Origin of the sequence: Ramlibacter sp. Leaf400, from assembly GCF_001424545.1 — a bacterium.
Taxonomy (GTDB): domain Bacteria; phylum Pseudomonadota; class Gammaproteobacteria; order Burkholderiales; family Burkholderiaceae_C; genus Ramlibacter.
The window spans coordinates 266,359-288,273 of record NZ_LMQL01000013.1 but is presented as its reverse complement, the minus strand read 5'-3'; the positions used below and the strand labels follow the sequence as shown (position 1 = coordinate 288,273).

21 protein-coding genes and 1 other RNA gene are annotated in these 21,915 nt (G+C 69.3%); 11 read left to right on the top strand and 11 right to left on the bottom strand.

The window, feature by feature from the left end:
• Window positions 1–30 precede the first annotated feature (30 nt).
• The 5 genes from ASG30_RS19890 (at window position 31) to ASG30_RS19870 (ending at window position 4,778) form a co-directional block, all read left to right on the top strand.
• Entirely contained in the window at window positions 31–1,458 is a 1,428-nt protein-coding gene (locus ASG30_RS19890) for an aspartate ammonia-lyase (protein ID WP_055901037.1), read from the top strand.
• Window positions 1,459–1,574: 116 nt separating this feature from the next.
• Window positions 1,575–2,474 (top strand): amino acid ABC transporter substrate-binding protein, encoded by a 900-nt coding sequence (locus tag ASG30_RS19885; protein ID WP_055901034.1) that lies wholly within the window; start codon window positions 1,575–1,577, stop codon window positions 2,472–2,474.
• 110 nt (window positions 2,475–2,584) lie between these two features.
• The gene (locus ASG30_RS19880; RefSeq protein WP_055901031.1) at window positions 2,585–3,340 is read left to right on the top strand and encodes an amino acid ABC transporter permease; all 756 of its coding nucleotides are present in this window, start codon (window positions 2,585–2,587) and stop codon (window positions 3,338–3,340) included.
• 1 nt (window position 3,341) lies between these two features.
• A complete protein-coding gene (locus tag ASG30_RS19875) occupies window positions 3,342–4,013 on the top strand; it encodes an amino acid ABC transporter permease (protein ID WP_055901028.1) in 672 nt (223 codons plus the stop codon).
• Between the two features lie 27 nt (window positions 4,014–4,040).
• Window positions 4,041–4,778 (top strand): amino acid ABC transporter ATP-binding protein, encoded by a 738-nt coding sequence (locus ASG30_RS19870; RefSeq protein WP_055901025.1) that lies wholly within the window; start codon window positions 4,041–4,043, stop codon window positions 4,776–4,778.
• Between the two features lie 85 nt (window positions 4,779–4,863).
• Here ASG30_RS19870 and ASG30_RS22820 read toward each other — a convergent pair whose 3' ends face one another.
• From ASG30_RS22820 to ASG30_RS19830, 8 genes are all read right to left on the bottom strand, one after another.
• Entirely contained in the window at window positions 4,864–5,445 is a 582-nt protein-coding gene (locus ASG30_RS22820) for a GNAT family N-acetyltransferase (RefSeq protein WP_055901022.1), read from the bottom strand.
• Window positions 5,446–5,459: 14 nt separating this feature from the next.
• Complete coding sequence (locus ASG30_RS22815; protein WP_055901019.1) at window positions 5,460–6,179, bottom strand: hypothetical protein; 720 nt, start codon at window positions 6,177–6,179, stop codon at window positions 5,460–5,462.
• Window positions 6,180–6,320: 141 nt separating this feature from the next.
• Window positions 6,321–7,775 carry an aldehyde dehydrogenase gene (locus tag ASG30_RS19855; RefSeq protein ID WP_055901016.1) on the bottom strand — a complete coding sequence of 485 codons (1,455 nt, stop codon included), beginning with the start codon at window positions 7,773–7,775 and terminating at the stop codon, window positions 6,321–6,323.
• 24 nt (window positions 7,776–7,799) lie between these two features.
• Window positions 7,800–8,621 (bottom strand): ABC transporter ATP-binding protein, encoded by an 822-nt coding sequence (locus ASG30_RS19850; RefSeq protein WP_055901013.1) that lies wholly within the window; start codon window positions 8,619–8,621, stop codon window positions 7,800–7,802.
• The gene (locus ASG30_RS19845; protein WP_055901009.1) at window positions 8,618–9,403 is read right to left on the bottom strand and encodes an ABC transporter ATP-binding protein; all 786 of its coding nucleotides are present in this window, start codon (window positions 9,401–9,403) and stop codon (window positions 8,618–8,620) included. The genes ASG30_RS19850 and ASG30_RS19845 overlap by 4 nt, the downstream gene beginning before the upstream one ends.
• The gene (locus ASG30_RS19840) at window positions 9,396–10,412 is read right to left on the bottom strand and encodes a branched-chain amino acid ABC transporter permease (RefSeq protein ID WP_055901007.1); all 1,017 of its coding nucleotides are present in this window, start codon (window positions 10,410–10,412) and stop codon (window positions 9,396–9,398) included. The genes ASG30_RS19845 and ASG30_RS19840 overlap by 8 nt, the downstream gene beginning before the upstream one ends.
• Entirely contained in the window at window positions 10,409–11,299 is an 891-nt protein-coding gene (locus ASG30_RS19835) for a branched-chain amino acid ABC transporter permease (RefSeq protein WP_055901003.1), read from the bottom strand. Before ASG30_RS19835 ends, ASG30_RS19840 begins: the two co-directional genes overlap by 4 nt.
• A 120-nt stretch (window positions 11,300–11,419) precedes the next feature.
• Window positions 11,420–12,637 (bottom strand): amino acid ABC transporter substrate-binding protein, encoded by a 1,218-nt coding sequence (locus ASG30_RS19830; protein ID WP_235579846.1) that lies wholly within the window; start codon window positions 12,635–12,637, stop codon window positions 11,420–11,422.
• A 160-nt stretch (window positions 12,638–12,797) separates the two neighbouring features.
• On the opposite strand from ASG30_RS19830, the gene ASG30_RS19825 reads away from it, so the two are divergent.
• From ASG30_RS19825 to htpX, 5 genes are all read left to right on the top strand, one after another.
• Complete coding sequence (locus ASG30_RS19825) at window positions 12,798–13,748, top strand: helix-turn-helix domain-containing protein (RefSeq protein WP_055901000.1); 951 nt, start codon at window positions 12,798–12,800, stop codon at window positions 13,746–13,748.
• Window positions 13,749–13,785: 37 nt separating this feature from the next.
• Complete coding sequence (gene pyrC, locus ASG30_RS19820) at window positions 13,786–14,826, top strand: dihydroorotase (RefSeq protein WP_055900997.1); 1,041 nt, start codon at window positions 13,786–13,788, stop codon at window positions 14,824–14,826.
• On the top strand, window positions 14,802–15,608 hold the full coding sequence (locus ASG30_RS19815) for an NYN domain-containing protein (RefSeq protein WP_082522211.1): 807 nt from the start codon (window positions 14,802–14,804) through the stop codon (window positions 15,606–15,608). The genes pyrC and ASG30_RS19815 overlap by 25 nt, the downstream gene beginning before the upstream one ends.
• The gene (locus tag ASG30_RS19810) at window positions 15,601–16,332 is read left to right on the top strand and encodes a DUF3025 domain-containing protein (RefSeq protein WP_055900991.1); all 732 of its coding nucleotides are present in this window, start codon (window positions 15,601–15,603) and stop codon (window positions 16,330–16,332) included. The genes ASG30_RS19815 and ASG30_RS19810 overlap by 8 nt, the downstream gene beginning before the upstream one ends.
• A 105-nt stretch (window positions 16,333–16,437) precedes the next feature.
• Window positions 16,438–17,310 carry a protease HtpX gene (gene htpX / locus ASG30_RS19805; protein WP_055900986.1) on the top strand — a complete coding sequence of 291 codons (873 nt, stop codon included), beginning with the start codon at window positions 16,438–16,440 and terminating at the stop codon, window positions 17,308–17,310.
• Window positions 17,311–17,496: 186 nt separating this feature from the next.
• Here htpX and ASG30_RS19800 read toward each other — a convergent pair whose 3' ends face one another.
• Complete coding sequence (locus tag ASG30_RS19800; protein WP_055900983.1) at window positions 17,497–18,156, bottom strand: ProQ/FINO family protein; 660 nt, start codon at window positions 18,154–18,156, stop codon at window positions 17,497–17,499.
• On the bottom strand, window positions 18,153–19,808 hold the full coding sequence (locus ASG30_RS19795) for an NAD(P)/FAD-dependent oxidoreductase (protein WP_055900980.1): 1,656 nt from the start codon (window positions 19,806–19,808) through the stop codon (window positions 18,153–18,155). The genes ASG30_RS19800 and ASG30_RS19795 overlap by 4 nt, the downstream gene beginning before the upstream one ends.
• Before the next feature lie 66 nt (window positions 19,809–19,874).
• Between ASG30_RS19795 and rnpB the strand changes: the two genes are divergently transcribed.
• Window positions 19,875–20,210: RNase P RNA component class A (gene rnpB, locus ASG30_RS20085), an RNA gene on the top strand.
• Between the two features lie 9 nt (window positions 20,211–20,219).
• Here rnpB and ASG30_RS19790 read toward each other — a convergent pair.
• Complete coding sequence (locus tag ASG30_RS19790; RefSeq protein ID WP_055900977.1) at window positions 20,220–21,854, bottom strand: MBL fold metallo-hydrolase; 1,635 nt, start codon at window positions 21,852–21,854, stop codon at window positions 20,220–20,222.
• Between the last annotated feature and the right edge of the window lie 61 nt (window positions 21,855–21,915).

Genomic DNA, 21,915 nt, shown 5'->3' with positions numbered 1-21,915 from the left:
TTCGCGCCACCTCAAAAACGGACTTGCCTCATGGCCAACGACCACCGGACCGAACGCGACTTCCTGGGCGAAAAGCAGATTCCCGCCGACGCCTACTGGGGCGTGCACACGGCGCGCGCGGTGGAGAACTTCCCCATCTCCGGCACCCAGCTGTCGGCCATGCCGGAGCTGATCCGCGCCTTCGGCTTCGTCAAGAAGGCCACCGCCCGGACCAACCTGCACCTGGGCGTGCTGGACGACACCCGCGCCTTCGCCATCATGGGCGCCTGCGAGAAGCTGATCGACGGCAGGCACCACGACCAGTTCGTGGTGGACGTCATCCAGGGCGGCGCCGGCACCTCCACCAACATGAACGCCAACGAGGTGATCGCCAACCTGGCGCTGGAGCGCATGGGGTTCGAGAAGGGGCGCTATGACGTGCTGCACCCCAATGACCACGTGAACGCCTCGCAGAGCACCAACGACGTCTACCCGACGGCCGTGCGCCTGGCGCTCTGGTTCGGCATCGACCGCCTGCTGGACGCGATGGCCTTCCTTCGCACCGGCTTCGAGCTCAAGGCCGAGGAGTTCAAGGACGTGCTCAAGATCGGCCGCACCCAGCTGCAGGACGCGGTGCCGATGACGCTTGGCCAGGAGTTCTCCACCTACGCGGTGATGATGGGCGAGGACGAGCAGCGGCTGCGGGAGGCCCGCGCGCTGATCCAGGAGATCAACCTGGGCGCCACGGCCATCGGCACCGGCATCAACTCCCCCGCGGGCTACGCCGAGCTGGCCTGCCGCACCCTGGCGGAGGTGAGCGGCGTGCCCGTGATCAAGGCGCCCAACCTGGTCGAGGCCACCCAGGACACGGGTGCCTTCGTCCAGCTGTCGGGGGTGCTCAAGCGGGTGGCCACCAAGCTGTCCAAGACCTGCAACGACCTGCGGCTGCTGTCCAGCGGACCGCAGGCGGGCTTCGGCGACATCAAGCTGCCGCCGCGGCAGGCGGGTTCTTCCATCATGCCGGGCAAGGTCAACCCGGTGATCCCGGAGGTGATGAACCAGGTGGCCTTCGAGGTGATCGGCAACGACATGACGGTGACCATGGCGTCCGAGGCCGGCCAGCTGCAGCTCAATGCCTTCGAGCCGATCATGGGCTGGAGCCTGCACAAGAGCATCCAGCACCTGGCCAACGCCTGCCTCACCCTGCGCACCCACTGCGTGGACGGCATCGAGGCCAACCACGAGCTGCTGGCGCGCCGGGTGCGCGAATCGGTGACGCTGGTGACGGCGCTGAACCCCATCATCGGCTACGAGAAGGCGGCCCTGATCGCCAAGACCGCCATCGCCAGCGGCGCTTCGATCGTCGACGTGGCCGAAACGCTGGGCATCATGACCCGCGAACAGATGGAGGCACTGCTGGTGCCCGAGATGCTGACGCAGCCCTTGCGGCTCGAAGTCGACGGTGGCGGAGCGGCATGAAGCCTGCTTTCCCCACCGATCAGGACCGGCGCTAATGGATATTCAGGGTATTCCCCGAACGCCGAGTCTCTAGAATTTCGTTTTCAGCTCACCCTAACGTTTTCAGGAGATCCCGCATGAAGAAGATTCTGTTGGCCGCCGCCATCGCCGGTGCCGCATCCGGCACCGCCTTCGCCCAGGCGAACGACACCATCGCCAAGGCCAAGTCGTCCGGCGCGGTCACCATGGGCGTGCGCGAGTCCTCCGGTGCGCTGTCCTATACCCTGGGTGACGGCAAGTTCGCCGGCTTCCACGTCGAGGTCTGCCAGCGCATCCTGGCCGAGCTGGAGAAGCAGGCCGGCCGCAAGCTGGAAGTGAAGTACCAGCCGGTGACCTCGCAGAACCGCATCCCGCTGGTGCAGAACGGCACCGTGGACATCGAGTGCGGCTCCACCACCAACAACGCCGCCCGCCAGAAGGACGTTTCCTTCCTGAACACCACCTACGTGGAAGAAGTGCGGATCGCGACCAAGGCCAACTCCGGCATCGACACCATCGCCAAGCTCAATGGCAAGACGATCGCCACCACCACCGGCACCACCTCGGTGCAGCACCTGCGCAAGCACGAGCGCGCCGCCGGCGTCGACTTCAAGGAAGTCTTCGGCAAGGACCACGCCGACAGCTTCCTGCTGCTGGAGTCGGGCCGCGCCGACGCCTTCGTGATGGACGGCTCCATCCTGGCCGGCAACATCGCCAACGCCAAGAACCCGGCCGACTTCCGCATCGTCGGCGAAGTGCTCAACGTCGAGCCCATCGCCATCATGGTCCGCAAGGAAGACGCCGGCCTCAAGAAGCTGGGCAACGACGTCATCGCCTCCCTGGTCAAGAGCGGCGAGATGAACAAGCTGTGGGACAAGTGGTTCCTGCAGCCGATCCCGCCTAAGAACATCAAGGTGGGCCTGGCGCTGTCGGAGAGCACCAAGCAGGCCTGGGCCACGCCCAACGACAAGCCGATGGAAGACTACGCCAAGAAGTAAGCAGCGGCTGATCCTCCGCGGGACCCCTGTCCGGATCTGGGCAGGGGTCTTGCTTTTGGAGGGGGCGCCCGGGAAGATTCGAAGAAGACCAAGACCAAGAGGAGAAGTGCATGGCCTGGAACTGGCAGGTGTTCTGCAGGGAAACCACCACCGGCGAGACCGTGGTGGGCTGCTTCGGCAGGGGCGGTGACGAGTCCTACCTGAACTGGATCGTCACGGCCTGGGGCTGGACCCTGTTCGTCGCGCTGTGCGCGCTGGTGGTGGCGCTCGTCGCCGGGCTGGTCATCGGCACCATACGGACGCTGCCCAACAGTCCCTGGCTGGTGCGGCTGGGCAATGCGTGGGTGGAGCTGTTCCGCAACATCCCGCTGCTGGTGCAGATCTTCCTCTGGTACTTCGTCATCCCGGGCATCTTCCCGGCCATGAAGGACGTGCCTTCGGTGGTGCTGGTGATCCTGGCGCTGGGGCTGTTCACCTCGGCCCGGGTGGCCGAGCAGGTGCGCGCCGGCATCCAGGCGCTGCCGCGCGGCCAGCGCTATGCCGGCCTGGCGCTGGGGCTGAACACCGGGCAGACCTACCGCTACGTGCTGCTGCCGATGGCGCTGCGCATCGTGATCCCGCCGCTCACCAGCGAGTCGATGAACATCGTCAAGAACTCCTCGGTGGCCTTCGCGGTGTCGATCGCCGAACTGACCTTCTTCGCGCGCCAGTCGGGCGAGGAGACGTCGGCGCCGGTGGAGATGTACCTCGCGGCCACCGTGCTGTATGCGATCTCCGCCTTCGCCATCAACCGGGTGATGGGCTTCATCGAGAAGCGCACCCGCGTGCCGGGCTTCGTGGCCGCCGGCGGCATGGGAGGGCACTGACATGCTCGGCACCCTCGACCTCTCGTTCTTCAGCTGGGAACTGCTGGCGCCCTTCGTCATCAAGGGCTTCATCTTCAGCATCTGGCTGACGGTGGTGGCCACCATCGGCGGCATCATCCTGGGCACCCTGCTGGCGCTGATGCGCCTGTCGGGCAAGACGGCGCTGGAGATCCCCGCGGCGGCCTACGTCAACACGATGCGGTCCATCCCGCTGGTGATGGTGCTGCTGTGGTTCTTCCTGCTGATCCCGTTCGCCATCGGCCGGCCGATCGGCGCCGAGATGTCGGCGGTGATCACCTTCATCGCCTTCGAGGCGGCCTACTTCTCGGAGATCGTGCGCGCGGGCATCCAGTCGATCCCGCGCGGCCAGGTGAACGCCGGCTATGCGCTGGGGATGACGTACCAGCAGAACATGAAGCTGATCATCCTGCCCCAGGCCTTCCGCAACATGCTGCCGGTGTTCCTCACGCAGACCATCATCCTGTTCCAGGACACCTCGCTGGTCTACGCCATCGGCGCCTACGACATGCTCAAGGGCTTCGAGACCGCCGGCAAGAACCTGGGCCGCCCGATCGAGGCGTACCTGCTGGCCGCAGTGCTCTATTTCCTGATGTGCCTGGCGCTGTCCAAGCTCGTGCGCGCCATCCAGAACAAAGTGCAGATCATCCGCTGAAGGGTCCAGAACGTGAGCGACAAACCCATGATCGAAATCAACAACATCTCCAAGTGGTACGGCCCCGTGCAGGTGCTGCAGGACTGCTCCGTGCGCATCGACAAGGGCGACGTGGTGGTGGTCTGCGGCCCCTCGGGCTCGGGCAAGTCCACGCTGATCAAGGCCGTCAATGCGCTGGAGCCGGTGCAAAAGGGCAGCATCACGGTGGACGGCGTGCCGGTCACCGATCCCAAGACCGATCTGTCCAAGCTGCGCAGCCGCGTGGGCATGGTGTTCCAGCACTTCGAGCTGTTCCCGCACCTGTCGGTGACCGAGAACCTCACGCTGGCGCAGATCAAGGTGCTCGGCCGCAACACCGACGAGGCGCAGAAACGCGGCCTGAAGATGCTCGACCGCGTCGGCCTGATGGCCCACAAGGACAAGTTCCCCGGGCAGCTGTCCGGCGGCCAGCAGCAGCGCGTGGCCATCGCGCGCGCGCTGTCGATGGACCCCATCGTGATGCTGTTCGACGAACCGACCTCCGCGCTCGACCCCGAGATGGTGGGCGAGGTGCTGGACGTGATGGTCACCCTGGCCAAGGAAGGCATGACCATGATGGTGGTCACGCACGAGATGGGCTTCGCCCGCAAGGTGGCCAACCGCGTGATCTTCATCGACGTCGGCGGCCGCATCCTGGAGGACTGCAGCAAGGAAGACTTCTTCGGCGATCCCGAGGCGCGCCAGCCGCGGACCAAGGATTTCCTGAACAAGATACTGTCGCACTGAGCCACTCACCACCCGTCGTCTCCACGGAGGCGGGGCCAACAAAAAAAGGGCAGCCCTGGCTGCCCTTTTGCATTGGCGCCTGGCGCTAGAGGTGCTTCACCAGAAGCAAGGCGTCGCCGGTGTGGTGGATCAAGGGATGCGGCACGACCGGGTGCCGCCGGGTTTCGCGATAGCCGTGCTGCTCATAGAGGCGAACGGCGGGGACGTTCTGCTCGAACACGACCAGGCTCAGCTTGGACAGGCCGAGGCGTCGGCAGTCGCGCTCGGCCTCTTGCAGCAGCATCGTCGCGATGCCCTTGCGCCGATGCGTTTCCTCCACGGCGATGCCGCAGATGTAGTAGCTCCGGTCTTCCTCCAGGACGCTGTAAGGGACCAGGACGGGGTCCGTCTCCACGGACTCGCCATCAACCTCCATCGGAAAGGCGACCAGCATCCCGACGGCGTCCCCGTCGTGTTCCACCAGCTTGCAGTTCTCGTAGCTGAACGGCGTGCCCTCGCGCTCGTACCGCCGGCGGCCCACGTCCAGGATGTCCTCGCCCGGTCGCGCCATCCGGGTCCAGATGTAGTCGGCGACACCGTCCGACGAGATCCGGTAGAACTGCGCGATCCGGCGGCATTCGGACTTGCGCGCGGGCCGGAGAAAGAGGCTGTTCGATGCAGCGGCCATGTCGGCTCCAGCTTTCAGGCGTGTCCAGCCAGGAGCCGGGCCCCGATATCCCGCTCCGCCAACCTCGAGGGGCTGCGGCCCGCCCGCTCGCTGACGAGTTCCGACGCCAGGCCGCCTTGTCCTGAACGGATCGCGGCTTCGATCAGCGTCTGGTCGGCCAGGTCCAGGTGCACCTGGCTCCAGCCGAAGGGCGGTGCGCAGTCGCGCAACGGGCGCAGCAGGTCCACCGTCTCGGCGTAACGCCCGGCGCCGAAGGCGAGGATCGCCTGGGCGGCCGCCATGCCGGAGGTCTTGGCGACGTAGGCCGCGCGGCCCCACCCGAGGCTGGTCACCTTGAGCGTGATGAGCGTCTGCCGCTGCGAGAGCTCCCGTCGGGCGCCGACGAAGGCCATCATGGCGAGCCAGGCGTCGGCGGCGAAATCGTCCATCGGGCTCGCCGTTTCCCAGCGGTCCGCGACGAAGTCCCACTTGACGCCGACGTCCACCCCCATCAGGTCGAGCCGCCACAGGAAAGCCGAAGCGTCGGCGGCCTCTTCGATGGCACGGAACTGCTGGGACTCGGGCTCGGTCATCCGGCGGCTCTTGGCCCTGCGCAGGTGCTCCCGCGCGGCAGAGGCACCGGCAGCCCGCGCTTCGGGCTTCTGCGCCCATGACATCAGGTCATCTGCCGCGCCACAGGACAGCGCGTCGATCGCAACGGCGGCGACTTGGCCGAAATCAACTCCAGCTTCCATGGTCAACTCCTTGACAAGCGAGTGGCGCCAGTCTGCGGGGGGACCCTCCGTGCGACTAAAGCCATACGGGCAAGAAGCAGGACAAACCTGCCAGCCGGATGACTGTCGAGCTGTTCCTGTCGAGTTGGATGGATCGCGTGCCTAGAACGGGTAGTGCCTCGGCTGCGTCTGCAGGGTGATCCAGCGCAGCTCGGTGAACTCCGCCACGCCGGCACGCCCGCCGAAGCGCCCCATGCCGCTGCCCTTCACGCCGCCGAAAGGCATCTGCGCCTCGTCGTGCACGGTCGGCGCGTTCACGTGGCAGATGCCGGAGTCGATCCGGCGCGCCACGTTGAACGCCCGCGCCAGGTCCCGGCCGAACACCGCGGCGGACAGGCCGTATTCGTTGTCGTTGGCGCAGGCGATCGCTTCCTCCACGCCCCGCACCCGCACGATCGGCTTGACCGGCCCGAAGCTTTCCTCGTGGTAGATGCGCATCTGGGGCGTCACGTGGTCCAGCACCGTGGCCGGCATCAGCGTGCTGTCGGCCTTGCCGCCGCACAGGAGCCGGGCGCCCTTGGCCAGTGCGTCTTCCAGCAGCGCGTTGCAGTGCTCCACGGTGGACATGCCGATCACGCTGCCCAGCACCACGGGCTCGGGCTTGCGTGGATCGCCGACCGGCAGGGCCTTGGCCTTGGCCGCGAACTTGCGCGCGAACTCGTCGGCCACCTTCTCGTCGACGATGATGCGTTCGGTGCTCATGCAGATCTGGCCGCTGTTGGCGAAGCAGCCGAAGGCGGCGGCGTTGACCGCGTCGTCGATGTCGGCGTCGTCCAGGAGCACCAGCGGGGCCTTGCCGCCCAGCTCCAGCACGGCCGGCTTGAGGTACTTGGCGCAGGTCTGCGCGATCAGCCGGCCCACGCGGGTGGAGCCGGTGAAGTTGACGCGCCGAACGGCGGGGTGCGACACCATCGCCTCCACCACCAGGCCGGCCTCGTGCGGTGCGTTGGTGATGTAGTTGACGACGCCCGCCGGGAAGCCCGCGTCCTGGAAAGCTTCGATGATCAGCTGGTGCGTCCGCGGGCAGTTCTCGCTGCCCTTGAGGATGACGGTGTTGCCGCAGGCCAGCGGCGTGGCGATGGCACGCACGCCCAGGATGATGGGCGCGTTCCACGGCGCGATGCCCAGCACCACGCCGGCGGGCTGCCGCACGCCCATCGCCAGCGAGCCGGGCACGTCGGAAGGGATCACCTCGCCCGCGATCTGCGTGGTCAGCGACGCCGCCTCGCGGATCATGCCGGCCGCCAGCATCACGTTGAAGCCGGCCCACATGCCGGTGGCGCCCGTCTCCGCCGCCACAGCTTCGACGAACTGGGGCAGCTTGGCTTCCAGCTTCTCGGCGGCCTTGAGCAGCAGGGTCCGGCGCTCGCTCGGGCCGGTCTCGCTCCAGGTGCGGAAGGCCTCGGCGGCGGCGTCGGCGGCCATCTTCGCGTCGGCGGCCGACGCCGCGGGGGCGCGCGTGGCCACGGTGCCGTCGAGCGGGTTGCGGCGCTCGAAGGTGGCGTTCTTCTCGGCCGTCACCTTGAGGCCGTTGATCAGCATGGAGAGGTCGGACATGGCGGGGACTCCTGGGTCTGGGATTCAGGCGCGCGCCGGCTCGGGGCGCGCGGATCGCGTGTGTTCGGCCGCGCGGGCGGCAGTGGTGGTCTCGCTGCTCTGAGCACCGAGGTAGGTTTCGCGGATGACGGTGGAGCGGGCCAGCAGCCGGGCGGGGCCGCTGGCGACCAGCGTACCGCGCTCGAGCACGTAGCCGCGGTCGGCGACGGCAAGCGCCTTCTTCACGTTCTGCTCGACCATGAGCACGGTGGTGCCGGCGTCCGCGATGCGGCGGGCGATGGCCAGCAGCTCGTCCACCATCCGCGGCGCCAACCCCAGCGAGGGCTCGTCCAGCATCAGCAGGCGCGGGGCGCTCACCATCGCCCGGGCGACGGCCACCATCTGCTGCTCGCCGCCGCTCATGGTGCCGGCCAGCTGGCCCGAGCGTTCGCGCAGTTTGGGGAAGTCGACCAGCACCCGCTCGACCCGTGCGGCGCGCTCGGCCTTGGGCACCAGCCAGCCGCCCAGCTCCAGGTTCTCCAGCACGGTGAGCTGGGGAAAGAGCTGCCGGCCTTCCGGCACCAGGGCCACGCCGCCACGCACGATCTCGTGCGTCTTCTCCGGCAGGTCGTCGCCATCCAGCAGCACCTCGCCGGCGCGGGGGATCAGCCCGTTGAGCGCGCGCAACAGCGTGGTCTTGCCCGCGCCGTTGGGGCCCAGGATCACGGTGAGGCCCGGCCGGGCCTCGAAGGCCAGGTCGCGCAGCACCAGGAAGGGCCCGTAGCCCGCCGAGAGCCCGCGCACCTTGAGATGGGCCCGCCGTGCGCCGGCGCCGTGCTCGAAGGCCGTCTCGCGCCACCACATCATGCGGGCTGCTCCTCGGTCATCTCGTCGCCCAGGTAGGCCTCGACCACATCGGGGTCGCGCACCACTTCCCGCGGCGTGCCGTCGGCGATCTTGCGGCCCTGGTGCAGCACGATCACGCGCTCCACGTGGCGCAGCAGCACCCGCACCGCGTGCTCGATCCAGACCACGGTGAGGTCGAGCTCGTCGCGCAGGCGCCGGATCAGCCGGGCCATGTCCTCGATCTCCACCTCGGTGAGGCCGGCGGCCACTTCGTCCAGCAGCAGCAGCTTGGGCCGGGTCGCCAGCGCCATGCCGATCTCCAGCAGGCGCTGCTGCGAAGGCGTGATCGAGCCGGCCGGCAGGTCGGCCTGCTGCGACAGGCCGATCAGCTGCAGGATGCGGGGCGCGTCGCGCAGCGTCCACGGCACCTGCGCCTCTTCGCCCCACAGCCAGTACCTGCGGGGGCGGCGGCCGGCGAACTTGAGGCCGAAGGCGATGTTGGCGGCCACCGTCATGTCGGCGAACACGCGGGGAGTCTGGAAGGTGCGCGCCAGGCCATGCGCGGCAAAGCGGTGCGGGCCCTTGCCGGTGAGGTCGTCGCCCAGCACCACCATGCGCCCGGCGGTGGGGGCCTGTACGCCCGAGATCGCGTTGAAGAACGTGGTCTTGCCCGCGCCGTTGGGGCCGATGATCCCGACCAGTTCACCGGCGCGGAAGGTGGCGCTCACCGAATCGACCGCCACCAGGCCGCCGAAGCGCACGGTGACGTCACGGGCGTCGAGAACGACTCTGGGTTCAGACAAGGCGGCGCTCCCGGGCGCGCTGTTTCTCGCGCGCCTTGTCGCCGCTCCACTCGTGGCGACGCTCCTTGCCCCACGCCCGGGCATCGCGCCACCAGCCGCGCAGCGTGTTCCAGCGCAGCGAGGCCAGGCCGCCGGGCAGGTAGAGCACCGACAGGATCAGCAGCAGGCCCAGCGTCATCATGTAGACCTGCGGCGCCTGCAGCCGCAGCGTCTCGGCCAGGAGGCTGAACACGATGGCCGCGATCAGCGGGCCCCAGAGCGTGAGCGCGCCGCCGATCAGCGCGATCAGCACGGTCTGGAAGCCGATGAACGGGTTGAACACGGTCACCGGGTCGATGTAGGTCCAGCGCACCGACATGGCCGCACCCACCGCGCCGGCGAAGGCCGCCGTCATGGCGAAGCCGGCCAGTTTGACCCAGCGGGTGTTGACGCCCAGCGTCTGCGCGCGCTGCTCGTCCGCGCCGATGCCGGCCAGGGCGAGGCCGAATCGCGTCCGGCGGACCCCGATGGAGACCGCCACCACCGCCATGGCGAGCGCCAGCACCGTGAGGTAGACGGTGTCGCGCTCGGGCACCACGGTGAGCACCCGGCCCACGGTGCCGGTGACGCTCTTCTCGAAGTAGGTGACGCCATGGCGGATCAGCTCCGTCATGCCGAACGTGAGCACCGCGAAGTAGGTGCCGCGCAGGTGCAGCACCGCGGCGCCCATCGCCACCGCGACCAGCGCCGCCAGTCCGGCGCCCAGCGCGATGGCCTGCCACCAGGGCATCGTCTCCAGCGACAGCGCGCAGGCGTAGGCCCCGATGCCGAAGAAGGCCGAGGTCGCCAGGGACAGGTAGCGGGTGAAGCCGCAGAACAGCGCCCAGCTGGAGGACAGGGCGATGTACATCAGGCAGGTCAGCGCCAGCGAGACGATGAAGTCCGAGCCCCAGTAGGGCAGGGCGAGCGCCCAGCCGGTCAGGCCGAGCAGCACCAGCAGGTCGCGAACGAGCAGTTGGCGTGAGGTCATGCCTTGCGGCTCTTTCGCGTGAACAGGCCTTCGGGCCGCAGCAGCAGCACGGCGATGAACACCGTGTACGACAGCAGCGCCTTGAGCGAGGGATTGGTGAAGTGCATGCCCAGGGCTTCCACCACGCCCAGCAGGAGGCCGCCCGCCAGCGCGCCCGACATGCTGCCGAAGCCGCCCAGCGTGATGACGATCAGCGCGGTCACGGTGTAGGGCTCGCCCATGGAAGGCGAGATCGTGTAGGCCATCGACAGCAGGCAGCCGGCCACGCCCGACAGTCCGAGGCCGATGCCGAACATCAGCGGATGCAGCATCCGCGTGTTGATGCCCACCAGCTGCGCGCCGACCGGCGACTGCATCAGCGCCCGCACGCCCTTGCCCAGCAGCGTCATGCGCAGCAGCACGATCATGGCGCCGGCGAACAGCAGGGCGAGCGCGAACACCAGCAGCTTGTTGGCCGCGAACTGGGCGCCTCCGAAGCGAACGGGATCGGTGAGGAACTCGTAGCCGCGCAGGTCGCCGCCCCAGATCCAGTTGACGAAGTTCTGCACCAGGAACATCAGGCCGAAGGCGACCATCAGCCCGCGCGCCTCGAAGATGTCCAGGTTGGCCGAGGTGGCCGTCAGCCGCCGGAAGCAGAGGAAGTGGATGGCCAGGCCCAGTGCCATCAGCAGCGCGAAGGACACCGGCACCATCACGAGCGGATGGACGCCGAACGAGGTCTGCACCATCCAGGTGAGATAGGCGCCCACCATCAGGAACTCGCCGTGCGCGATGTTCAGGATGCGCATCAGCCCGTACTGCAGGTTCAGCCCGAGCGCGACGAGCGCGTAGATGCCCCCGGTGATCAAGCCGGAGGTCAGGAGTTCGAGCCAGGCGCCGAGGGACATGAGGTGGTCGTCATCCCCGCGGAGGCGGGGATTCCGTGCATTCAACAGGAGAGGAAGGAGGCGGACGCACTGGATTCCCGCCTGCGCGGGAATGACGGGGGATCGGCGCGGGTTCCGTGCCTACTTCCAGGCCGGCTTGTTCGGGTTGAGCTTGGCCGTGGCCACCTTCTGCGGCCACACCACCTCCATCTCGCCGTTCTGCCACTGGCCGACGGTGCCCGGCGTGGCGGTGTTCTCGCTGCCGGTGAACTTCACGTCGCCGATGATGGTCTTGTGCGTGGTGTTGGCGATGTAGTCGCGCAGCGCCTTGCGGTCCAGGCCCACCTGCTTGACACCCTGGGTCAGGATTTCCAGCCCCGCCCAGCAATGCCCGCTGGCCCAGCGGTCCGGCTCCTTGCCGCCGAACTTCTTCGTGTGCGCGTCGAAGTACGCCTTGGCGCCGGGGCTGGTCTTGGCGTTCCACGAACCCATGCCCAGCACGCCTTCGGCGCCGGCGGACGTCATCACGTTGCGATAAAGCTGGAAGGCGGTGCCCACCGAGGCGTAGAAGAACTTCGGGTTGAAGCCGACCTCCTTGGCCTGGCGGCTGGCCAGGATGGTGTCGGGCGGGTAGGTGAAGCCGATGAAGGCGTCCGGGTTCTTGTCCTTGATGGAGCGAAGCGTGGGCGACAGGTCCTTCACGCCGCCCGGGTAGCTGGTGTCCTGCACCAGCTGGATGCCGCTGCCGGCCAGCGCCACCTTGAGCGCCGCGTAGTTCTCCAGCCCGAACAGGTCGTCCACGTAGATGCAGGCGGCCGTCTTCGCGCCGTTGGCCTTGAGCATGTCGACGATCGCGTCGCACATCGGCTTGGGCTGCTGCAGCAGCAGGAAGAAGTAGGGCAGCTTCATCTCCACCAGCCGGCGCGAGAGCGCGGTGGGGGCGAGGAAGGGATAGCCGAAGCGGTTGGCCAGCGGCGCGACGGCGAAGTTGGCGTTGCTGCCCCAGGGCGGCAGCACCAGGTCGACCTTGTCGCTGCCCATCAGCTTCTCGTAGGTGCGCACCACGGTCTCGACCTCGCTGCGGTCGTCGCTGCTGATCAGCTCGATCGGCCGCTTGACGCCCTTGATGTCCAAACCACCGGCGGCGTTCTGCTGCTCGGCCCACAGCAGGTAGTTGGGCTCCTGGCTGACCTGCGCGCCGCCGGTCCAGGGGCCCGTGCGCGCGATCGCGTAGCCCACCCGCACCGGGCCGGACTGGGCGATCAGGTGGGGCGCCACCGACATCGCGCCGACGGTGGCGGCAGCGCCACGGATGAACTGGCGGCGGTTGCTGGGATTCGGGCGCATCGGGTGCGACATCGCGGTCTCCTCGGAAGGTGGTCGGCGGATCGTACGAAGCGGGCAGCGGCGCTGCTTTGCTGCGCGGGCACTATGCGCTGTACTGCGCGTGCACCAGGGGGCGGGTTTTCCCTCAACCGTCGCAAGGCCGACCCGAGAGGCGGCGCGGATAATCCCGCGCATGGCCGAGTCCCTGAGCTTCACCACCGACGTGGTCGCTCCGCGCGAGCGGGCGCCCCAGTGGTGCGAGTGGGTCTGGCGCCATTTCGGCGGGCTCGAATCCGACCTGTACGGCGACACGGCATTCGACGGCCAGCTGGTCGCCTCGCATGCCGGCGACGTCATCCTCACGCGGCTGGAGGCGAACCGCCACCGCGTGCTGCGCACGCCGGGCATGGCGCGCACCAGCGACACCGCCTACCTGAAGATCGTCGCGCCCTGGCAGGGCAGCGCCACCGTGCAGCAGCAGGGGCGCGAGGCCTGTGCTCGCGAGGGCGCCTGGGTCATCTACGACACCACCGCCGCGTACGAGATCGCCAACCCCGAGCGCGTCGACCACCTCATCGTGATGGTGCCCAAGGACGCGGTCACCGAGCGGGCGCTGCGGGTCGAAGGCGTGATGGCGCGGCGCCTGGGCGCCAGCGGCATCTCGCGCGTGGCGCTGGAGACCATGCGCAACACCTACCAGGAGCTGCCGCACATGAGCGAGGCGGCAGCGCGCGGGGCGGGCGAGATGATCAAGCAGCTGGTGCAGCTCTCGCTGATGGAGCTGGCCGGGCTGGAGACGGCCGTCACCCAGCGCGAGGCGCTGCGCGACCGGATCCGCACCTACGTGCAGCAGCACCTGCGCGACCCCGAGCTGTCGGTGGACACCATCGCCCGCGCGCTCAATTGCAGCCGCCGCCACCTGTACAACGCCTTCGCGGGCGAGGGCGAATCCATCGCCGCCCACATGCAGCGCCTGCGGCTGGAGGCCTGCGTGCGGGAACTGCAGCACGCAGGCCCCAACGCCCGGCCGATCACCGACATCGCCCTGTCCTGGGGCTTCGGCAACCCTTCCCATTTCAGCCGGGTGTTCCGCGACCACACCGGGATGACGCCCTCCGCTTTCCGCCACGGCCCTGGCCGCTGAGCCGCGCCGCGCCGCGCTCTGGGACAATCGGGCCTGTATGGCCGACTCCCTCACGATCACCCGACCCGACGACTGGCACCTGCACCTGCGCGACGGCGCCGCCCTGGCGGCCGTGCTGCCGCATTCGGCGGCGCAGTTCGCGCGCGCGATCATCATGCCCAACCTCAAGCCGCCGATCACCACGGCGGCCCTGGCCCAGGCCTACCGCGAGCGGATCCTCGCGGCGCTGCCGGCCGGTGCCGACTTCGAGCCGCTGATGACGCTCTACCTCACCGACAACCTGCCGCCCGACGAGATCCGCCGCGCGCGCGAGGCGGGCGTGGCGGCCGTGAAGCTCTATCCGGCCGGCGCCACCACCAACAGCGACTTCGGCGTGACCGACATCCGCAAGACCGCCCGCACGCTGGAGGCGATGCAGAAGGAAGGCCTGCCGCTGCTGGTTCACGGCGAGGTCACGTCGCCGGAGGTGGACCTGTTCGACCGTGAGGCGGTCTTCATCGACCAGCAGCTGATCCCGCTGCGCCGCGACTTCCCCGGCCTGAAGATCGTGATGGAGCACATCACCACCCGCGAGGCCGCGCAGTACATCCGCGACGCCGATGACTTCACCGCGGCCACGATCACCGCGCACCACCTGCTCTACAACCGCAACGCGATCTTCACCGGCGGCATCCGCCCGCACTTCTACTGCCTGCCGGTGCTCAAGCGCGAAACGCACCGCGTCGCGCTGGTGGAAGCGGCCACCTCCGGCAGCCCCAAGTTCTTCCTGGGCACCGACAGCGCACCGCACGCCGCGCAGCTGAAGGAACACGCCCTGGGCTGCGCCGGCTGCTACACCGGGCATGCCGCGATGGAGCTCTACGCCGAGGCCTTCGACGCCGCCGGCGCGCTCGACCGCCTGGAAGGCTTCGCCAGCTTCTGGGGCGCCGACTTCTACGGCCTGCCGCGCAACCGCGGCCGGCTCACCCTGCAGCGCCGCGACTGGACCGTGCCCGAGGCCTATCCCTTCGGCGAGGCCCAGCTCAAGCCGCTGCGGGCAGGCGAGACGCTGCGATGGCAATCGGTCGCGTCCGCGTGAGCACGATGGCCCGTCCCGCCGCGGCGCTGCTGATCGACGCCGACAACCTGTCGCCCGAAGTCGCGGACAAGGCGATCGCCGACCTCCTCGCTCGCGGCTTCCTGATCACCGTGCTGCGCGCCTACGGCAGCCCCGAGACGCTGTCGGCGGCCCGCGACGTGCTGCAAAAGCATGCGGCGCGGGTGGTGGTGAACCAGGGCAGGGGAACGACCGACGCGGCGCTGGTCATCGATGCGATGGACCTGCTGCATGCCGGGGGCCTGCCGCCCACCGTCGCCATCGGTTCGAGCGACGGCGACTTCGCCCCGCTGGCGGTCCGGTTGCGGGAATCCGGGCGCGAGGTGCTGTGCTACGCGCAGGGGCACAAGGCCGACCTCGACGTGCTTCAGCGCGTGTACGCCGAAGTGGTCTCCTTGTCGCCCCGGGGTTCGGCTCGGGCGGCGGCACCGGTCGCGGCCCCGATCGCTGCGCTGCAGGCGCCCCCGAGCCCCGCCCGCAAGTCGGCCCGCAAGACGACGGCCCGCAAGGCACCGCCGCCGCCGCCGGCGCCCGCGCCCGCTTCCGACCCCGCGTCCATCGTCTGGTCGCTGCTGGAGGACATGCCCGGGTTCCTCGAAGGCGAGTCCCTGGAACTCAACACCGTGGTCAAGATGCTGCGCGACGCCAAGGTGATGACGAAGAGCACCAGCGCCCCCAGCTTCTTCAGGAAGCTGGACCTGCCCATCGAACTGTCGCCGGCACGCGCGCCCAACAAGCTCCGGCGCCTGGACGGCGTTGACTGAGCGCCTGGACTGGGAAGCGCCCTGGTACGCGCCCTGGCGCGAGCCGGGGCAGGCGGTCGAGCAGCTTGTGGCCGCCGCCAGTCCCCTCCACGAAACGCTGAACGCACAGGCCCCGTCGCCCGTGCGCTTCGTCGCGCAGGACGCGCTGCCGGAGGGCATGCCCTACGAGCAGTTCATCTTCGAGCGCCGCGAGTGCCCGACCCGCGACAACCTGCACGACTTCTTCAACGGCCTGGTCTGGCACCGCCTGCCGCGCAGCAAGGCGAGGCTGAACGCGTTGCAGGCCGGCGAGATCGCCGCGCACGGCATCGGCGGCCGGCGCGGGCCGGTGCGCGACGCCATCACCCTGTTCGACGAGAACGGCGCGCTGCTAGACGCGCCGCCGCCGGTGTGGGACGCCTTGCTGGCGCGGAACTGGAAGCGCCTGTTCATCGACCTGCGGCCCCGCTGGCAGGAGGCCCGCGTGGTGGTGTTCGGCCACGCGCTGCTGGAAAAACTGGCGGCGCCGCGCAAGGACCTGACGGCGCACGTCTGGCACGAGACCTGCCCCCTCCCGGAATTCGAGGCCGCGGACACCTGGCTGGCGCAGCGTTGCACGCCGCAGCGGCTGGCCGGCAAGCCGTTCACGCCCTTGCCCTTGGCGGGCATCCCGGGCTGGGACGCGGGGAACCTGAACTTTTCGTTCTACGACGACTCTGTGGTTTTCCGGCCGCGCAGGCGGTGAAGGCAGGGCAGAATTCGGCGCGCGCCAGGGGGCGCGGCCCTTGAAACCCGGTGCCATCACCTCATCTGGGCGCTGGAATCCCCGGACTTCACTTTTCGGAGCCTTATGAAACGCATCTTCCTGTTCCTGGCCACCAACCTCGCGGTCGTGGTGGTGCTGGGAATCGTGGCCAACCTGCTGGGCGTCAACCGGTACCTGACCGCCAACGGCCTGAACCTGGGCGCACTGCTGGGCTTCGCCTTCATCATGGGCTTCGGCGGCGCCATCATCTCGCTGCTGCTGTCCAAGACGATCGCCAAGTGGAGCTCGGGCGTGCAGCTGATCACCGGCGCCGAAGGCCCGGACGAGCGCTGGATCGTCGAGACGGTGCGCGGCTTCGCCGACAAGGCCGGCATCGGCATGCCCGAGGTCGGCATCTTCCCGGGCGAGCCCAACGCCTTCGCCACGGGTGCCTTCAAGAACAGCGCGCTGGTCGCGGTGTCCACCGGCCTGCTGCAGGGCATGACGCGCGAGGAGGTCGAGGCGGTCATCGGCCACGAGGTCGCGCACATCGCCAACGGCGACATGGTCACCATGACGCTGATCCAGGGCGTGATGAACACCTTCGTCGTGTTCCTGTCGCGGGTGATCGGCTACCTGGTGGACGGCTGGCTCAGCCGCGGCGAGCAGCGCTCGGGCCCGGGCATCGGCTACATGATCACCACCATCGTGCTGGACATCCTGCTGGGCTTCCTGGCCGCCATCATCGTGGCCTGGTTCTCGCGCCAGCGCGAGTTCCGCGCCGACAGCGGCTCGGCCCAGCTGATGGGTCGCCGCCAGCCGATGATCAACGCGCTGGCCCGCCTGGGCGGCATGGTCCCGGGCGAGCTGCCCAAGGGCCTGCAGTCGATGGGCATCACCTCGGGCGTGGGCAAGCTGTTCTCCACGCACCCGCCGATCGAGGAGCGCATCGCGGCGCTGCAGTCGGCGCAGGGCTGAGGGCACTCCGCTCGCAAAAGAAAAGCCGCCTTCTGGCGGCTTTTTTCTTGCTATTCACACCCGGGCACCTGTCCTCGTCCCCGTCATTCCCGCGGAGGCGGGAATCCAGCGCAGCGCGCCCCGGATGCCCTTCAAGAAGCCGGAAGCCCTGGATTCCCGCCTTCGCGGGAATGACGGACTGCTGGACTAGGCGGCGGCGCCCAGCGCCTTTACCTCGGCCGTGCTCAGCCCGTACATCTCCGCGAAGTCCTCCACGCTCTTGCCGCTGGCCTGGAATGCCCGCTGCAGCGCCTCCTGCCGGGCCGACTTCTGGCCGATCGCCATCAGCGCCTCGTCCAGCAGCGCGACCGCGAAGTCCGGGCCGGCCCCGAAGCGCTCGCGGTAGCCGTCGCGGCCCAGGCCGGAACGGCCGACCGCTTCGACGAGCTGCTTGACGGCGCGCTCGCGCGCCAGCGGCTCCTGCGGCGTCGCGCTCTTGCGGCGGTAGAGCTCCAGGATGGCGTGGTGCACGTGTTCCGGCGCCACCGGCTCCACCGGCTGCGCCTGCAGGTCGTGCCGCGGCACGCCGGCGGCCACGGCCTCCAGGTAGCGGGTGGACCGCGTGTGCAGGCCCAGCGCCACCTTCAGCTCCTCGGCCTTCAGGCGGTCGGGGTGGGCGGCCACCATCTCCTCGAACACGCCCAGCTTGAGCGGCAGGAAGCGCGCGCCGAACAGGCGCGGGTACAGCTCGAAGAGCGTGTGCAGCACCGGATGCAGCGGCCGCGCCGCCTTTCGCTTCTTCTGCTGCCGTGCAGCGCCGCCCTCGGCGGGGGCCGCGGGGGCGGCGGTGGGGGTTTCGTCGTTCATGTCGTCAGTTCTGCGATCTGGTGGGTGCCGGCGATGCTGCGCGCTACCGCCTCACCGACCTTGATGCCGTCCACGCCGGCGGACAGGATGCCGCCCGCGTAGCCGGCGCCTTCACCGGCGGGGTAGAGGCCCCGCACGTTCAGGCTCTGGAAATCGTCGCCGCGCGTGATGCGCACCGGCGAGGAGGTGCGGGTCTCCACGCCGGTCAGCACCGCATCGGGCCGGTCGAAGCCCTGGATCTTGCGGCCGAACGCCGGCAGCGCCTCGCGCATGGCCTCGATGGCGTAGGGCGGCAGCGAGGGATGCAGGTCGCCCAGCTTCACGCCCGGCTTGTAGGAGGGCTGCACGTCGCCGAACTGGGTGGACGGCCGCCCGGCGATGAAGTCGCCCACCAGCTGCCCGGGCGCCTCGTAGGTACCGCCGCCCAGCACGAAGGCGCGGGACTCCAGCTCGCGCTGCAGCGCCACGCCGGCCAGCGGGCCGCCGGGGTAATCGGCCGGTTCGATGGACACCACCACACCGGCGTTGGCGTTGCGCTCGTTGCGCGAATACTGGCTCATGCCGTTGGTGACCACGCGCTGCGGCTCCGAAGTGGCGGCCACCACCGTGCCGCCCGGGCACATGCAGAAGCTGTAGACCGCGCGGCCGTTGCTCGCGTGGTGGACCAGCTTGTAGTCGGCCGCGCCCAGCAGCGGATGGCCGGCATGCCGGCCCCAGCGGGCGCGGTCGATCATCCCCTGCGGGTGCTCGATGCGAAAGCCGATGGAGAAAGGCTTCGCCTCCAGGTGCACGCCACGCTGGTGCAGTGCCTCGAAGGTGTCGCGCGAGCTGTGGCCCAAAGCCAGCACCACGTGGTCGGCGCGCAGCTCGGAGGTGGCGCCGCTGTCCTGGTGCAGCACCGTGAGGCCGCGCACCTGGCCGTCCTCGATGTGGAAGTCCATCACCCGCTGCTGGAAGCGGATCTCGCCGCCCAGGGCCAGGATCTGCTCGCGCAGGCGCTCCACCACCTTCACCAGCTTGAAGGTGCCGATGTGCGGGTGGGCGACGTACAGGATGTCCTCGGGTGCGCCCGCCTGGACGAATTCGCGCATCACCTTGCGGCCGAGGTACCGCGGGTCCTTGATCTGGCTGTAGAGCTTGCCGTCCGAGAAGGTGCCGGCGCCGCCCTCGCCGAACTGCACGTTGCTCTCCGGGTGCAGCTCACGCTTGCGCCACAGGCCCCAGGTGTCCTTGGTGCGCTCGCGCACCGGCTTGCCGCGCTCCAGCACGATGGGCTTGAGGCCCATCTGGGCCAGCACCAGCGCCGCGAAGATGCCGCAGGGGCCGAAGCCGATCACCACCGGGCGGGGATCCGGCGCCGATGCCGCGGTGACGGGCGGGCGCCAGGCCATGTCCGGCGTGGGCGCCACGTGCGGGTGTTTGGCCAGACGCTGCAGCAATGCCGGTTCGGCTGCCGGGTCGGCCAGCGCGAGGTCCACGATGTACACCGCCAGCAGGTCGGCCTTGCGGGCGTCGAAGCTGCGCTTGAACACCTCCAGGCGGGCGATGGCGGCGTCGGGCACGCCCAGCACGGCCGCGGCGGCGGTGCGCAGGGGCGTTTCGGGCTGCTCCGCCTGCGAGAGGGGAAGCTTGAGTTCGGAGATTCGGATCACGGGCTTGTGTCGATCAAGCAGGCGGCCCGCAGGGTTGCGGGCCGGGTCCGGGATAATACGCAACGTGAAGCACGCCAGACCGCCGCTGGTGCGATCACCGAAAGGTGGCACTGGAGGAAGGTCCGGACTGCACAGGGCAGCGTAGCAGGCAACACCTGTCCACCGCGAGGTGAGGATCAGAGCAACAGAGACGAGTCGGTGGGTTTCCGAAAGGGGGCTTGCCGGGTGAAACGGGCAATCTCTACGCGCAGCAATACCAAATAGGCCGGCATCGATGTGGCTCCGCGGAGCCGGCGGGTAGGTAGCACCGAGCCGGTGGGGCGACCCCCGGCCCAGAGGAATGGCGGTCACGGCGCGGGCAACCGCGCCGCACAGAATCCGGCCTATCGGCGCGCTTCACACTAATTTCGTTCAGCGGACCAGGCCCAGCGCCTGGATGCGCTGCACATGCGCGATCAGCGAGCGCTGCGCCACCGGCCACATCCGCGGCGGCACGTCGTCGTAGGCCAGCGGCACCCAGTCGTCGGGCGTGGCATCGGGCCGGGCGCGCATCGCGGCGATCACCTTGGCTTCGCGCTGCAGCCGGTGCTGCTTCAGGCGCGCGATCGCCTGGGCGGCCGAGCCCAGCACGTGGCCGTGGGCCGGCAGGATGAAATCGATGCCGTGCTCCGCGCAGGCCGCCCGCAGGCGGTCCAGCGAATCGAGGTAGGCCGTCATGTCGCCGTCCGGCGGATCGACCACCGTGGTGCTGCCGTTGAGGATGTGGTCGCCCGAGAACAGCAGGCCGTCCTCCACCAGCACCAGGCACAGGTGGTTGGCCGCGTGGCCCGGGGTGTGGATCACCTTCAGGTGGTGCCCCTGGCCGCCGCCGGACAGGGCCAGCACTTCGCCGTCGTCCAGCGCGCGGTCCGGGGTGAAGACGCTGCCCGGCCGCGCCGTCGGCCGCGAGGGCAGGCCCAGGATCGCGGGCTTGCGCGCGCACATGGCCTGCAGCGGGCGCGCGCCGGGCGAATGGTCGGGATGCGAGTGCGTGCAGACGATGGTGCGGATGTCGCCGCCGGTGGCGTCGTACAGGCGCCGCAGGTGCTGCGGGTCGTTCGGGCCCGGATCGATGACCAGGTAGCCCGTGCCGGCATCGCCCACGATGTAGCTGTTGGTGCCCGGCCCGGTCATCACGCCCGGATTGCCGGCGGTCAGGCGCATCACGTTGCGCAGCAGCGGCACCGCCCGCTCGCACTGCCAGTCGAGGGCATGGACGATCTGCCCGTCGGGCGAGACCAGCTCCAGCTCGCCGAACGGCATCTCGTGCTCCATGTGGCGCGATTCCTGCCCCGAGAGCAGGCCGGCGCGCGGGCAGCTGGTCCACAGGGGCTGCTCGCCGGCGCAGGCGTCCAGCACCTGCTGCACGCTGGCGAAGGCCTGCAGGCGCTCCAGCGTCCGGATGGTCGGGAAGATCATGAAGAACTGGCCCGCCTTATGGCGCGCCAGCGCGTCGGCCGGACGCACCCACACCGGTTCGAACTGCTCGGCTTCGTCGGCCACCGGCTCCTGGCCGTCGGGCATGCGAGCCACGAGGAAGGGCACGTCGAAGCGGCGCGGCAGGTCGCGGTCGGTGATCCAGTGGGCCAGCAGGAAGACGCGGTCGGCGGCGAGCGTGAGGCCGCGTTCCTGGCACTGCGGTGCGAACGGCGCGTGGCGGTCGAGCGCGGCGATGTCGTCACGGTCGGCGAAGCGGCCGTCGGCATGGCGCGCGAGCAGCACGCCCAGTTCCTCGAAGCTCTCGCGGATGGCGGCGATGGCCTGGGTGAGATGGAGGTCGACCTGGCCCGGCCGGCGCGCGGCCACGGCATGGGCGGCGGCGTCGGCGGCGTCGATGCCGCCACCGGGGAAGACGTAGGCGCCGGGGGCGAAGCTGGCCTTGGGCGAACGGCGCGTCATCAGCAGTTCCGGGCCCTGGGGCGAGTCGCGCATCAGGATCACGGTGGCGGCCGGCCGGGTGGGCACCGGCTCGCGCTGGGCATGCAGCAGTTGGGTGGCTCTGACCATCGAAGGATTACAGCACTTCCCGCCGCGCCGGATCGCGTGCAACGGTGCGGCCGGCCCACAC